General features: G+C 67.1%; 12 protein-coding genes. 6 read left to right on the top strand and 6 right to left on the bottom strand.

Annotated elements, in window-relative coordinates; all coding sequences use genetic code 11:
• Positions 1-210 precede the first annotated feature (210 nt).
• Positions 211-1,548 (top strand): MATE family efflux transporter, encoded by a 1,338-nt coding sequence (locus ACIF9R_RS11670; RefSeq protein ID WP_399977669.1) that lies wholly within the window; start codon positions 211-213, stop codon positions 1,546-1,548.
• A gap of 84 nt (positions 1,549-1,632) precedes the next feature.
• Here ACIF9R_RS11670 and rplI read toward each other — a convergent pair whose 3' ends face one another.
• The 4 genes from rplI to rpsF form a co-directional block, all read right to left on the bottom strand.
• Positions 1,633-2,079, bottom strand: coding sequence for a 50S ribosomal protein L9 (rplI, locus tag ACIF9R_RS11665; RefSeq protein WP_399977667.1), 447 nt, complete (start codon positions 2,077-2,079; stop codon positions 1,633-1,635).
• 18 nt (positions 2,080-2,097) lie between these two features.
• Positions 2,098-2,334, bottom strand: a complete 237-nt coding sequence (gene rpsR / locus ACIF9R_RS11660; RefSeq protein ID WP_003949403.1) for a 30S ribosomal protein S18 — start codon at positions 2,332-2,334, stop codon at positions 2,098-2,100.
• Positions 2,335-2,377: 43 nt separating this feature from the next.
• Complete coding sequence (locus ACIF9R_RS11655) at positions 2,378-2,974, bottom strand: single-stranded DNA-binding protein (protein WP_399977664.1); 597 nt, start codon at positions 2,972-2,974, stop codon at positions 2,378-2,380.
• Positions 2,975-3,051: 77 nt separating this feature from the next.
• Positions 3,052-3,342, bottom strand: coding sequence for a 30S ribosomal protein S6 (gene rpsF / locus ACIF9R_RS11650; RefSeq protein WP_004985983.1), 291 nt, complete (start codon positions 3,340-3,342; stop codon positions 3,052-3,054).
• A 316-nt stretch (positions 3,343-3,658) separates the two neighbouring features.
• On the opposite strand from rpsF, the gene ACIF9R_RS11645 reads away from it, so the two are divergent.
• The 3 genes from ACIF9R_RS11645 to ACIF9R_RS11635 all read left to right on the top strand — a co-directional run bounded on the left by ACIF9R_RS11645 (position 3,659) and on the right by ACIF9R_RS11635 (position 6,393).
• Positions 3,659-3,973: a hypothetical protein gene (locus tag ACIF9R_RS11645; RefSeq protein WP_399977662.1), complete on the top strand. Its 315-nt coding sequence runs from the start codon at positions 3,659-3,661 to the stop codon at positions 3,971-3,973.
• Between the two features lie 165 nt (positions 3,974-4,138).
• A complete protein-coding gene (gene femX / locus ACIF9R_RS11640) occupies positions 4,139-5,260 on the top strand; it encodes a peptidoglycan bridge formation glycyltransferase FemX (RefSeq protein WP_399977659.1) in 1,122 nt (373 codons plus the stop codon).
• A 101-nt stretch (positions 5,261-5,361) separates the two neighbouring features.
• A complete protein-coding gene (locus ACIF9R_RS11635; protein WP_399977656.1) occupies positions 5,362-6,393 on the top strand; it encodes an alanine racemase in 1,032 nt (343 codons plus the stop codon).
• Positions 6,394-6,474: 81 nt separating this feature from the next.
• On the opposite strand, the gene ACIF9R_RS11630 is transcribed toward ACIF9R_RS11635, so the two are convergent.
• Positions 6,475-7,983: a glycosyltransferase family 87 protein gene (locus ACIF9R_RS11630; RefSeq protein WP_399977917.1), complete on the bottom strand. Its 1,509-nt coding sequence runs from the start codon at positions 7,981-7,983 to the stop codon at positions 6,475-6,477.
• A gap of 99 nt (positions 7,984-8,082) precedes the next feature.
• Positions 8,083-10,701 carry a transglycosylase domain-containing protein gene (locus ACIF9R_RS11625; RefSeq protein ID WP_399977654.1) on the bottom strand — a complete coding sequence of 873 codons (2,619 nt, stop codon included), beginning with the start codon at positions 10,699-10,701 and terminating at the stop codon, positions 8,083-8,085.
• 396 nt (positions 10,702-11,097) lie between these two features.
• On the opposite strand from ACIF9R_RS11625, the gene ACIF9R_RS11620 reads away from it, so the two are divergent.
• Both ACIF9R_RS11620 and ACIF9R_RS11615 read left to right on the top strand, forming a co-directional pair.
• Positions 11,098-11,781 (top strand): helix-turn-helix transcriptional regulator, encoded by a 684-nt coding sequence (locus ACIF9R_RS11620; RefSeq protein WP_399977652.1) that lies wholly within the window; start codon positions 11,098-11,100, stop codon positions 11,779-11,781.
• Positions 11,782-11,824: 43 nt separating this feature from the next.
• The gene (locus tag ACIF9R_RS11615; RefSeq protein WP_399977649.1) at positions 11,825-12,907 is read left to right on the top strand and encodes an inositol-3-phosphate synthase; all 1,083 of its coding nucleotides are present in this window, start codon (positions 11,825-11,827) and stop codon (positions 12,905-12,907) included.
• Position 12,908 lies beyond the last annotated feature (1 nt).

Genomic DNA, 12,908 nt, shown 5'->3' with positions numbered 1-12,908 from the left:
CGGTGGACAGCCCTGTGAACAAGCCCGGAAACCCCCACCGGGAATCCCTCTGACCTGCACATTCACCATCCACCGTCTGTGCAGAAGAAAAACTTCCCCAGTCGGATCAAGATCGGTTCATGCGGTGTACGCAAGCACACACCCTGCGCCACGAAGTAAGGGTCCTATAGCCTTTGCATCTCTTACCTGTGGACGATTAGATTGGTGCGCATGACACAGGCCCCCGCGCGCCCCCGAGCCGCTCGCCGACAGCATGACCGAGAGATCGTCATGCTGGCCTTCCCGGCCTTCGGTGCCCTTGTTGCCGAGCCCTTGTTCGTCATGGCCGACAGCGCCATCGTCGGCCATCTCGGCACGGCACAACTCGCCGGCCTCGGCGTCGCCTCGGCCCTGCTGATGACCGCCGTCAGCGTCTTCGTCTTTCTGGCCTATGCCACCACGGCAGCCGTCGCCCGCCGTGTCGGGGCTGGCGACCTGCCCTCCGCCATCCGCCAGGGCATGGACGGCATATGGCTGGCGCTGTTCCTCGGTGCCGCCGTCGTGGCGGTCGTCCTGCCCACGGCACCCGCCCTCGTGGACCTCTTCGGTGCCTCCGACACAGCGGCACCCTACGCGGTCACATATCTGCGGATTTCCACGCTCGGCATACCGGCGATGCTCGTCGTGCTCGCCGCAACCGGTGTTCTGCGCGGCCTTCAGGACACCAGAACGCCTCTGTACGTCGCCATCGCCGGGTTCGTCGCCAACGCTGTGCTCAATGTCGTGCTGGTCTACGGCGTCGGCTTCGGCATCGCCGGCTCCGCCTGGGGCACTGTCATCGCGCAGTGGGGCATGGCCGCGGTCTACCTGGCCGTGGTGCTCCGCGGAGCGCGCAGACACGGGGCCTCCCTGCGCCCGGACGCCGCCGGGATCAGGGCCTCGGCCCAGGCAGGCGTTCCTCTGCTGGTGCGCACCCTGTCCCTCCGGGCCATCCTGATGATCGCGACAGCCGTGGCCGCCCGCCTCGGCGACTCCGACATCGCGGCCCACCAGATCATCCTCTCCCTGTGGAGTCTGCTCGCATTCGCGCTGGACGCCATCGCCATCGCCGGGCAAGCCATCATCGGGCGCTATCTGGGAGCCGGCGACGCCCAAGGGGCCCGTGAGGTGTGCCGCCGCATGGTCCAGTGGGGGACAGCCGTGGGTGTCGTCCTCGGTGTGCTGGTGCTACTCGCCCGGCCGGTGTTGTTGCCCTTGTTCACCAGCGACACCACGGTCAAGGAGGCGGCACTGCCCGCACTGGTGCTCGTCGCGCTGTCCCAGCCGATCTGCGGCATCGTCTTCGTGCTGGACGGGGTGCTGATGGGGGCCGGCGACGGACCGTATCTGGCCTGGGCGATGCTGCTGACCCTCGCGGTATTCGCTCCGGTCGCCCTGCTGGTCCCCTCCCTCGGCGGTGGGCTCACCGCACTGTGGGCGACGATGGGGCTCATGATGAGCGTGCGCATGCTGACCCTGTGGTTCCGTACCCGCTCGGGCCGCTGGATCGTCACAGGCGCCGCACGCTGACCGTTTCACGTGAAACAAGGCCATGGGGGCCGCACCCGGAAGGGTGCGGCCCCCATGTGCTCACTGCGTCAGCGAGCGCGGCTTTCAGCCGGCGACGACCTCGAGGCTGACCTTGGCGGCAACCTCGGGGTGCAGACGCACGGACGTCTCGTGGGCGCCCAGCGTCTTGATCGGCGCGCCCAGCTCGATGCGGCGCTTGTCGACCTCGGGACCGCCGGCAGCCTTGATCGCGGAAGCGATGTCGGCCGGGGTGACGGAACCGAAGAGACGACCGGCCTGGCCGGAGCGAACAGCCAGACGGACCTTGACCCCCTCGAGCTGGGCCTTCACCTGGTTGGCCTGCTCGATGGTCTGGATCTCGTGGATCTTGCGAGCACGACGGATCTGCTCGACGTCCTTCGCGCCTCCCTTGGTCCAGCGGATCGCGAGCTTCCGCGGAACCAGGTAGTTGCGAGCGTAACCGTCCTTGACGTCGACGACGTCGCCCGCGGCACCGAGGCCGGAGACCTCGTGGGTGAGGATGATCTTCATGTGTCTGTCACCCTTCCCTTATCGCGCGGTGGAGGTGTAGGGCAGCAGCGCCATCTCACGGCTGTTCTTGACGGCCGTGGCGACGTCACGCTGGTGCTGCGTGCAGTTGCCGGTCACGCGGCGGGCACGGATCTTGCCGCGGTCGGAAATGAACTTCCGCAGCATGTTCGTGTCCTTGTAGTCCACGTACGTGACCTTGTCCTTGCAGAATGCGCAGACCTTCTTCTTAGGCTTGCGCACAGGCGGCTTCGCCATGATGTTTCTCCTGTGTGATCAAGAAGTGTGGGGTACGGCCCACCTAGAAGGGGGGCTCGTCCGAGTAGCCGCCGCCACTGCCGCTGCCGCCGGAGCCGCCGCCCCAGCCGCCACCACCCTGCTGGCCACCGGCGGGAGCACCGGTCGCCCACGGGTCGTCCGCGGGAGCGCCGCCGCCCTGCTGGCCGCCGCCGGAGCCGCCGCCCCAGCCGCCGCCACCCTGGGCGCCACCACCACCGCCGCCCTGGCCACCGCCGTAGCCGCCCTGGCCGCGGCCGGTGGTCTTGGTGACCTTGGCCGTGGCGTTGCGCAGGCTGGCGCCGACTTCCTCGACGTCCAGCTCGTAGACCGTGCGCTTGACGCCCTCACGGTCCTCGTAGGACCGCTGCTTCAGCCGGCCCTGCACAATGACGCGCATGCCTCGCTGGAGCGACTCGGCGACGTTCTCCGCCGCCTGACGCCAGACCGAGCAGGTCAGGAACAGGCTCTCGCCGTCCTTCCACTCGTTCGTCTGACGGTCGAAGGTGCGGGGGGTCGACGCGACACGGAACTTCGCGACGGCCGCACCGGACGGGGTGAAGCGCAGCTCGGGGTCGTCGACAAGATTGCCGACGACCGTGATGACGGTCTCGCCTGCCATGGGGGAACCTCTCGGCGGGTTTGCTGCTGGCTGCTTGTGCTGCTACTCGGAACCCGAAATCAGCTGAGCGGAAGAGCTCAGTGGGTCTCGGGACGGAGGACCTTGGTCCGGAGGACCGACTCGTTCAGGTTCATCTGGCGGTCGAGCTCCTTGACGACCGCAGGCTCGGCCTGCAGGTCGATGACCGAGTAGATGCCCTCGGGCTTCTTCTTGATCTCGTACGAGAGACGACGACGGCCCCAGGTGTCGACCTTCTCGACCTTTCCGCCGCCGTCACGGACGACAGAAAGGAAGTTCTCGATCAGCGGGGAGACAGCACGCTCCTCGAGATCGGGGTCGAGGATGACCATCACCTCGTAGTGACGCATGTGGAACCCACCTCCTTTGGACTCAGCGGCCACGGTCGTTCCGTGGCAGGAGGGTCGTGATGCGTTGCGCAACGATGCCTGTCAGTAAAACAGCCGCCACTGACAATCGAGACCGGGCGGCGGCTTCCCGGACCGGCGGGGACGGACCATGGCCCAGCCCTGCTCTTGTCCGGCTCTGTCCGGACAGACACCGGTGCAGACGCTACAGAGTACCCGCACAGCGCCTTCCGGTTGAAATCCGGCCGTGAGGAGCGTCAATCTGTACACATCGGGTGTGTACGGCGCTACGATCCGCCGCCTTTCGCAGGAGGTGCCCATGGCACAGGCATTGCGACCCAACACCGCCGGAGGCCTTTTCGCCACGGACGGCAAGTCCCACCCACTCCAGGACACCCTGCTCGCGGTGACCCTGGTGCTGGGCATCACGTCCTTCATCACGGCGATGTTCCACCATCTGCACCTGCTCAGCTCCTGGACCGGTCTGGTGGGAATCCTCACCGGCGCGTACGGCCAGTGGATCTCGGTGACGACGCGCGAGCGCTTCGGCCTGGTCCTGGGCCTCGGTGCCGCGGCGGTCGGGTTCTTCCTGGGCATGGCACACGGCGGCCTCTTCGGCGGGCTCGTCGACTGACACCGGGCACCACCCTTCCCGAACACCATCGAACGCCCCGGCCGGCGACAGGCCGGGGCGAAGGTCCGTGCGCCCAACCGGGGCGCCCCCCGGGCGCAGTAGGCTTCGCGCGAGAGCCGGAGCCCCTGAACCCATGGGGACACACCAGCCCGAGGAGCGCCCTGAATGAGCCTGACCCTGAGGACCATCAGCCGAGAGCAGCATCTGGCCTACATCCAGAGCCTGCCGTCGGCGAGTCACATGCAGGTCCCCTCCTGGGCTGATGTCAAGGCGGAATGGCGCTCGGAGAACCTCGGCTGGTTCGACGACCGGACCGGTGAGCTGGTCGGTGCTGGCCTTGTTCTCTACCGACAGCTGCCCAAGATCAAGCGGTATCTCGCCTATCTGCCCGAGGGCCCGGTCATCAACTGGTTCTCGCCGAATCTTCAGGAGTGGATCGAGCCCATGCTCGCGCACCTGAAGCAGCAGGGCGCCTTCTCCGTGAAGATGGGCCCGCCGGTGATCATCCGGCGCTGGGAGGCCGCGACCATCAAGAGAGGCATCCAGGATCAGGACGTCAAGCGTCTGCGCGATCTGGAGGCCGACTTCATCGAGCCCCGCGCCTTCGAGGTCGCCGACAAACTGCGCCGCATGGGTTGGCAGCAGGGCGAAGACGGCGGCGCCGGCTTCGGTGACGTCCAGCCCCGCTACGTCTACCAGGTGCCCCTGGCCAACCGCTCCCTCGAAGAGGTCCACAGGAACTTCAACCAGTTGTGGCGCCGCAACATCAAGAAGGCGGAGAAGGCCGGCGTCGAGGTCGTCCAGGGCGGCTACGACGACCTGCCCGAGTGGCAGCGGCTGTACGAGATCACGGCCGTGCGCGACCACTTCCGGCCCCGCCCGCTGTCGTACTTCCAGCGCATGTGGACGGCCCTCAACACCGAGGACCCCAACCGTATGCGGCTGTACTTCGCCCGGCACAACGGCGTGAACCTCTCCGCTGCGACGATGCTGATCGTCGGCGGGCATGTCTGGTACTCCTACGGTGCCTCCGACAACATCGGCCGTGAGGTCCGGCCCTCGAACGCGATGCAGTGGCGGATGCTGCGAGACGCTTATGCGCTCGGTGCCACCGTCTACGACCTGCGGGGCATCTCCGACTCGCTGGACGAGACGGACCACCTCTTCGGGTTGATCCAGTTCAAGGTGGGCACGGGCGGCCAGGCCGCCGAGTACCTCGGCGAGTGGGACTTCCCTCTCAACAAGCTGCTCCACAAGGCACTCGACATCTACATGTCGCGCCGCTGACCGGTTCTTCGTCACGGTCTTCGTCTTCGTAGCCCCGACGGCTTCGTTGGCTCCCATACCTTTGATACACCGCAGCCACGAGAAAGGTTCCAGGTCCGGCCATGGCGCTCACGCTCTACGTCGACACCGCGCGCTGGCGGGCGCATCACAAGCACGTGCAGGAGCAGTTCCCGGGGCTGGTCCCGGTCTGCAAGGGCAACGGCTACGGCTTCGGCCACGAGCGCCTCGCCGAGGAGGCGACCCGGATGGGTTCGGACATCCTCGCCGTCGGCACGACGTACGAGGCCGCCCGGATCAAGGACTGGTTCGGTGGTGACCTGCTGGTACTGACGCCGTACCGGCGAGGTGAGGAACCGGTGCCGCTGCCCGACCGGGTCATCCGCTCGGTGTCCTCGGTCGACGGCGTGTACGGCCTGGTCGGGGCCCGTGTGGTCATCGAGGTGATGTCCTCGATGAAGCGGCACGGCATCAGCGAGCAGGACCTGGCCCAGCTGCACCAGGCCATAGAGAACGTCCGGCTGGAGGGCTTCGCCATCCATCTGCCGCTGGACCGCACGGACGGCTCGGACGCCGTCGAGGAGGTCATCGGCTGGATGGACCGCCTCCGGGCGGCCCGCCTGCCCCTGCACACGATGTTCGTGAGCCATCTCAAGGCCGACGAGCTCGTCCGGCTGCAGCAGCAGTTCCCGCAGACCCGGTTCCGCGCCCGGATCGGCACACGGCTGTGGCTGGGCGACCACGAGGCGACCGAGTACCGGGGTGCGGTCCTGGACGTCACACGCGTCGCCAAGGGAGACCGGTTCGGCTACCGGCAGCAGAAGGCCGCCTCCGACGGCTACCTGGTGGTCGTGGCGGGCGGTACGTCGCACGGAGTGGGCCTGGAAGCCCCCAAGGCCCTGCACGGGGTCATGCCGCGCGCCAAGGGCGTCGCCCGGGCCGGCCTCGCCACGGTCAACCGGAACCTCGCGCCGTTCGTCTGGGCCGGCAAGCAGCGCTGGTTCGCCGAGCCGCCGCACATGCAGGTGTCGATCCTCTTCGTGCCCTCAGACGCACCGGAGCCTCAGGTGGGCGAGGAGCTGGTGGCCCATCTCCGGCACACGACCACGCAGTTCGACCGCCTCGTCGACCGCTGAGAGCGAGAAAGGCCGGGCACGGATTTCCCGTGCCCGGCCTTTCTGTGCCCCCGTGAGGGCGCTCGCCCCTGCGGTGTTCGCTCAGAGCGAACCCCCTGTGGCTCCCCTCCCGCCCCATTCGACCCTGGGTCCTTCGAAATGCGTCGCGTGCCGGGCGGGACGGTGCACGGGGCCGAGCACGAAGACATCCTCCGCTCGGTCGAGCACACCGCCCGAAGGATCGTCGTCACCTGACCGGCGCACCGGGTCCCGCTCCGGCTTCAGGACGTCGCGCACGACCATGGCACACAGGTAGAGCGTCCCCAGCAGATGCATGCCGATGGCCCAGTGGTAACCATCGGCGGGCAGGCCCTTGTGAGCGTCCCCGCTGGTCGTGTACGCGAGGTACATCCAGATGCCCACGAAGTACCCCACCTCACACGCCTGCCAGATGAGGAAGTCCCGCCATTTCGGCCGGGCGAGGGCCGCCAGCGGCACCAGCCACAGGACGTACTGCGGCGAATAGACCTTGTTGGTGAGGACGAACGCCGCGACGACCAGGAAGGCGAGCTGGGCGAAGCGCGGCCGGCGGGGAGCCGTGAGCGCGAGTGCCGCGATGCCCCCGCAACACAGCAGCATCAACAGCGTGGCAAGCGTGTTGACCGTATCGGTGCTCAGCGGGTCGTCCGAGTTGTGCGCCAGGATCAGCCAGAAGGACCCGAAGTCGACTCCCCGTTCCTGGCTGAACGTGTAGAACTTCGACCAGCCGTCGAAAGCGAACAGCATCACGGGCCCGTTCACGACGAGCCAGGCGACCGCCGCTCCGGCGAGGGCCGTGCCGTACTGCCGCCATCGGCCCGCCCGCCAGCACAGCACCAGCAGCGGCCCGAGCAGCAGCACGGGATAGAGCTTGGCGGCCGTGGCGAGCCCCAGGAGGACACCGAAGGCGAGGGAACGCCCCCGCGACCACATCAGCATCGCGGCGGCCGTCAGTGCGACCGCCAACAGGTCCCAGTTGATGGTCGCGGTCAACGCGAATGCCGGTGCCAGCGCGACCAGCAGGCCGTCCCAGGGACGTCGCGCATGCGTACGCGTCACACAGACGACGATGACCGCCGCGCAGGCCATGAGCATCCCGGCGTTGACCATCCAGTACCACTGCTCCTGGTCCTGGATGCTGCCACTGCCCGGAGTGAGCCAGGCCGCGACCTCCATGAAGACGCCGGTGAGCACCGGGTACTCGAGGTACTGCATGTCCCCGGGGAGCTTGTCGAAGTACGGCACGAGCCCGTCGGCGAAGCCGCGCCCCTGGTAGAGGTGCGGGATGTCCGAGTAGCAGGCATGGGTGTACTGGGAGCTGGCGCCGAAGAACCAGGCACCGTTGTAACAGGGTGCCTTCTGGACCAGGCCGAGCGCGAACATGCCGATCGCCACGAGCGCGATCACCCGCACCGGAGTCCACCAGGACCTTCCGGTCAGGGCACGTCGCCCGAGCGGACCACCGATCAGCTCGCTGCCGGCCGCGGCGACCCGGTCCTCCTGGGTCGGCCGCACCAGTTCCGGCTCATGGACCCTCGCTTGCGTCGATTCTCCACTGGGCATGGCGCACATCCTGCCGTACGCGAACGGGGATACGCCGAGGGCCGCCGTACCGGGTGGGTACGACGGCCCGTGTTTCACGTGAAACACCCATGTCGGGCGAGAGGGTGGCTAACCGGCGGAACCGCCGAGGAAACCGCCTCCGTTGTTGCCTCCCTTGGTGCTCCCGGGATCACCGCTTTCCGTGGGATCGGGTGAGGAGCTCGCGCCGCCGTCCGTGCCACCGCTGTCTGTTCCGCCCGGACCGGTGCCGCCCGTCTCCTCCCCGCCGTTTCCACAGCGGAAGTCGAAGGGACCGCAGGTTTCCGTCTGCGAGGGCTGCGGCGGGGTGGTGGGTGTCTCGGGCTTCGTGGGCGAGGGCGGCGCCGAAGGAGTCGACTCCTCGGTCTCCGTGGCGCTCGGAGTCGGGGACGGCGCGCCGAACCCGTCCGCGATCTCACCGATCTTCTCGGCCTTGGGGAACTCGACGTCCGGCTCGCCCTTCAGCGCGGCCTTCATGAACTCGGTCCACACCTCGGTGGGGATGTCACCACCGTGGATCGAGTCCTTGCCCGCCGTACCGTTCATCGAGAGCAGTTTGTGGCTCTTGGGGTCCTCGCGGAACATCGTGACCGCGGTCGACAACTGCTTGGTGTAGCCGACGAACCAGGCGGACTTGTTCTCGTCGGTCGTACCCGTCTTGCCGGCCGCCGCACGTCCCAGCTCCAGTGCGTGCTTGGCCGTACCGTTCTCGATCACGTTCTCGAGCATGTCGGTGATGTTGTTCGCCACGTTCTCGGGCATGGCCTGCTTGATCCGCGGCTTCTCGAAGCCGGGGAGCTCCGTCCCCTTGTGCTTGACGGCGGTCACCGAGTACGGGTCGGCCTGCTTCCCGGATGCCGCGAAGGTCGCATAGGCATCGGCCATGCGGATCGCGCTGGGCGTCGAGGTACCGAGCGCGAACGACGCGTTCAGCCCGGCGAAGCTGTCCTTGAGGATGCCGGACCTCTCGGCGACGTCCGCCACGTTCTTCATCCCCACGTCCATGCCGAGCTGCACGAACGGGGTGTTGACGGACTGCTCCATCGCCTTGCGCAGGGTGATGTAGCCCCACGGGAAGTCGCTCTCGTTCTCCTGGAAGAAGGGTGTGTTGTCCTTCTTGAGGACGAAGGAGCCGTCGTTGTTCCTGACCTTCAGGTGATCGTCGCCGTTGTACTTGCTGAGCGGCGAGACGCCCTCACCATCGGACTCATAGGTGCCGTGCTGCATCGCGGCGGCCATCACGAACGGCTTCCACGTCGAGCCGACGGGGATACCCGAGGTGTCCGCGTTGTTGTTGAAGTGGCCGTTCTCGAAGCCGGCACCGCCGTAGAGCGCGACGATCGCACCGTCATTGGGCTTCACGGTCGCCGCACCGAACTGCACGTGCTGGTCCAGTTTGCGTTTCGGGTCGATGTTCTTCTTCTCGACCTTCTTGACGGCCTTGGCCAGTGCGTCGACCTTGTCCTTCTCGAAGGTCGTGTAGATCTGGTAGCCGCCCTGGTCGAACTGTGCCTCCGTGATGTCGGAGTTCTTCAGGACGTACCGCTTGGCCGTGTCGACGAGATAGCTGATCTGGCCGGTCATGCCCTTGGTCGCCTTGCGGCCCTGAGGCTCGGGGTACTTCGCGGTCGCCTTCTGGTACTCGGCGTCCGTGAGGTGGTCGTCGGCGTGCATCTGCTCGAGGATCCAGCTCCAGCGCACCTCGGAACGCTTACGGTTGGACTTGGCGTCGGCCGAGGAGTCGATGCTCGGGTTGCCCGCCGGGTCGTAGTACGTCGGGCCCTTGAGCAGGGCGGCGAGGAAGGCGCACTCGCTCGGCGTGAGCTTGACGGCGTCCTTGCCGTAATACGTCTGGGCGGCGGCCTGGATGCCATAGGCGCCGCGGCCGTAGTACGAGGTGTTCAGGTAGCCCTGGAGAATCTCGTCCTTGGTGAGCTTCGTGCCCACCTTGATCGAGATGAACATCTCCTTGAACTTCCGGGAGATCGTCTGCTCCTGGCTCAGGTAGGTGTTCTTGACGAACTGCTGGGTGATCGTCGAGCCACCCTGGGTGTCACCACCCGTGGCCATGTTGCCGAGCGCCCGGGCGATACCCATGGGGTCGACACCCGAGTCGTCGAAGAAGGTCTTGTTCTCCGCCGAGATCACCGCCCACTGCATGGCCTCGGGGATACGGTCGATCGTGACGTTCTGCCGGTTCTGGCCGCTGCCCGTGGCGACCATCTGCGTCTCGTCGGCCCAGTAGTAGACGTTGTTCTCGGACGTCGCGGCAGCGTGTCCCTCGTCCGGCACGCTCACCATCGCGTACCCGATGCCCGCCACAGCGACCAGGCTTCCGAGGAACGCGATGAACAGGCCGGCGACAAGCTTCCAGGACGGCGTCCAGCGGCGCCAGCCGTCCTTGTCATGGCGCGGATAGTCGATGATCCGCTTCTTGCCGGGAGGGGCCGCACGACCTCTGCCGCGCCCGGGCGCGGCGGAACCGGTGCGGCGGGCCCCGCCTCGCTGCGCGGCGCGTCGCGCCTCGGCGCGGCTGCCGTATGCCTGGTCCTCACCCCCACGGGAACCCGACCCATAGGCATCGGACGGAGACCCGGTGGCGCCTCGCGGTGCCGCGCGGCGGCCGGAGGACGAGCCGGACTGGCCGCGTCGGGCCGCGGCACGTCCGCCTCCCTGCGGCTGCGGCGGTTTGCGACGGTGCTCGCTCATCGAACGACTACTCCTCGGGCAGGCGCACCCTTGCGCGCCTGGAAACGGCGGCTGGTTTCCGGTCCCCCCGAAGTACGGATGCGGCGCTGTGCGCATTCACCCGTACCGCACCGGGGACCAAGACGTCCCCGGGCGTCACTCGGTTCCCGGTGCTGTGCATGGCGCACAGACTACGCACCGTCAAAACCCGCCGAGCACAGAAGTTCACCTCAAATCAGGCAACTTGCCCGCAATGAATCCGTGATGTGATCCCGTTCACCCTCCCCCCTCTTGTCGCATCCGGAACACCGTTCTATCGTCGTGATGTATCGAGTCGATACATCAGCACGGCATAAGGACGGCGTTCGAGCCGTACACGAGGCCAGCACGGGTGACCGCGGCAGAGGGGAGGCGACGATGAGCCGGCGTTCCGGGATCCTCGAGTTCGCCGTACTCGGCCTGCTCCGCGAATCCCCGATGCATGGCTATGAGCTGCGCAAACGACTCAATACCTCACTGGGTGTGTTCCGTGCGTTCAGCTACGGGACGCTCTACCCCTGCCTCAAGACGCTGGTCGCCAACGGCTGGTTGATCGAGGAGCCGGGGAACACCACCGAGGACGCTCTCGCCGCTCCGCTCACGGGGCGACGTGCCAAGATCGTCTACCGCTTGACGGCAGAGGGCAAAGAGCACTTCGAGCAGTTGCTCTCCCAGACGGGACCGGACGCGTATGAGGACGAGACCTTCGCAGCGCGGTTCGCCTTCTTCGGGCAGACATCGCGCGACGTACGGATGCGCGTGCTCGAGGGACGCCGCAGCCGGCTGGAGGAACGTCTCGAGAAGATGCGCGCCTCCCTGTCGCGGACCCGTGAGCGCCTCGACGACTACACCCTTGAGCTCCAGCGCCACGGGATGGAATCCGTGGAGCGCGAAGTGCGCTGGCTGAACGAGCTCATCGAGAGCGAGCGAGCGGGACGGGACCTGAAGAGGCCCGCGTCCGGCGGATCCGCTCAGCAGGACACCACATCTGGAACGACGGGCGGCCTGCCCCGGCCGGGGGACAGCCCCCGTCCGGATACGCCCGACGACACCGCCACGTGAGACCCGTTCAGGGCCTCACTCGTACACACAGGGAGCAACCGGAATGGGTTCGGTTCGCGTAGCCATCGTCGGCGTGGGCAACTGCGCCGCGTCGCTGGTACAGGGAGTCGAGTACTACAAGGACGCCGACCCGGCGGCCAAGGTGCCGGGCCTGATGCACGTCCAGTTCGGCGAGTACCACGTCCGTGACGTCGAGTTCGTCGCCGCGTTCGATGTGGACGCCAAGAAGGTCGGTCTCGACCTCGCGGACGCCATCGGAGCCTCCGAGAACAACACCATCAAGATCTGCGACGTCCCCAGCAGCGGCGTGACGGTCCAGCGCGGCCACACCCTCGACGGTCTCGGCAAGTACTACCGCGAAACCATCGAGGAGTCCGCCGAGGAGCCGGCCGACATCGTCCAGGTCCTCAAGGACAAGCAGGTCGACGTCCTCGTCTGCTACCTGCCCGTCGGCTCCGACGACGCGGCGAAGTTCTACGCCCAGTGCGCCATCGACGCCAAGGTCGCCTTCGTCAACGCTCTTCCGGTCTTCATCGCCGGCACCAAGGAGTGGGCGGACAAGTTCACCGAGGCGGGCGTCCCGATCGTCGGTGACGACATCAAGTCCCAGGTCGGCGCCACCATCACGCACCGGGTCATGGCGAAGCTGTTCGAGGACCGGGGCGTGATCCTGGACCGCACCATGCAGCTGAACGTCGGCGGCAACATGGACTTCAAGAACATGCTCGAGCGTGACCGCCTCGAGTCCAAGAAGATCTCCAAGACGCAGGCCGTCACCTCGCAGATCCCCGACCGGGAGCTCGGTGAGAAGAACGTCCACATCGGCCCGTCCGACTACGTCGCCTGGCTGGACGACCGCAAGTGGGCCTACGTCCGCCTCGAGGGCCGTGCCTTCGGTGATGTCCCGCTGAACCTGGAGTACAAGCTCGAGGTCTGGGACTCCCCGAACTCCGCCGGTGTCATCATCGACGCCCTGCGCGCCGCGAAGATCGCCAAGGACCGGGGCATCGGTGGCCCGATCCTCTCGGCTTCCTCGTACTTCATGAAGTCCCCGCCGGTGCAGTACTTCGACGACGAGGCCCGGGAGAACGTCGAGAAGTTCATCAAGGGCGAGGTCGAGCGCTAGG

Origin of the sequence: Streptomyces sp. NPDC086080 (assembly GCF_044540255.1) — a bacterium.
GTDB lineage: Bacteria > Actinomycetota > Actinomycetes > Streptomycetales > Streptomycetaceae > Streptomyces.
The sequence above is the reverse complement of the archived record's forward strand: the minus strand, read 5'-3'. Positions and strand labels throughout refer to the sequence as shown.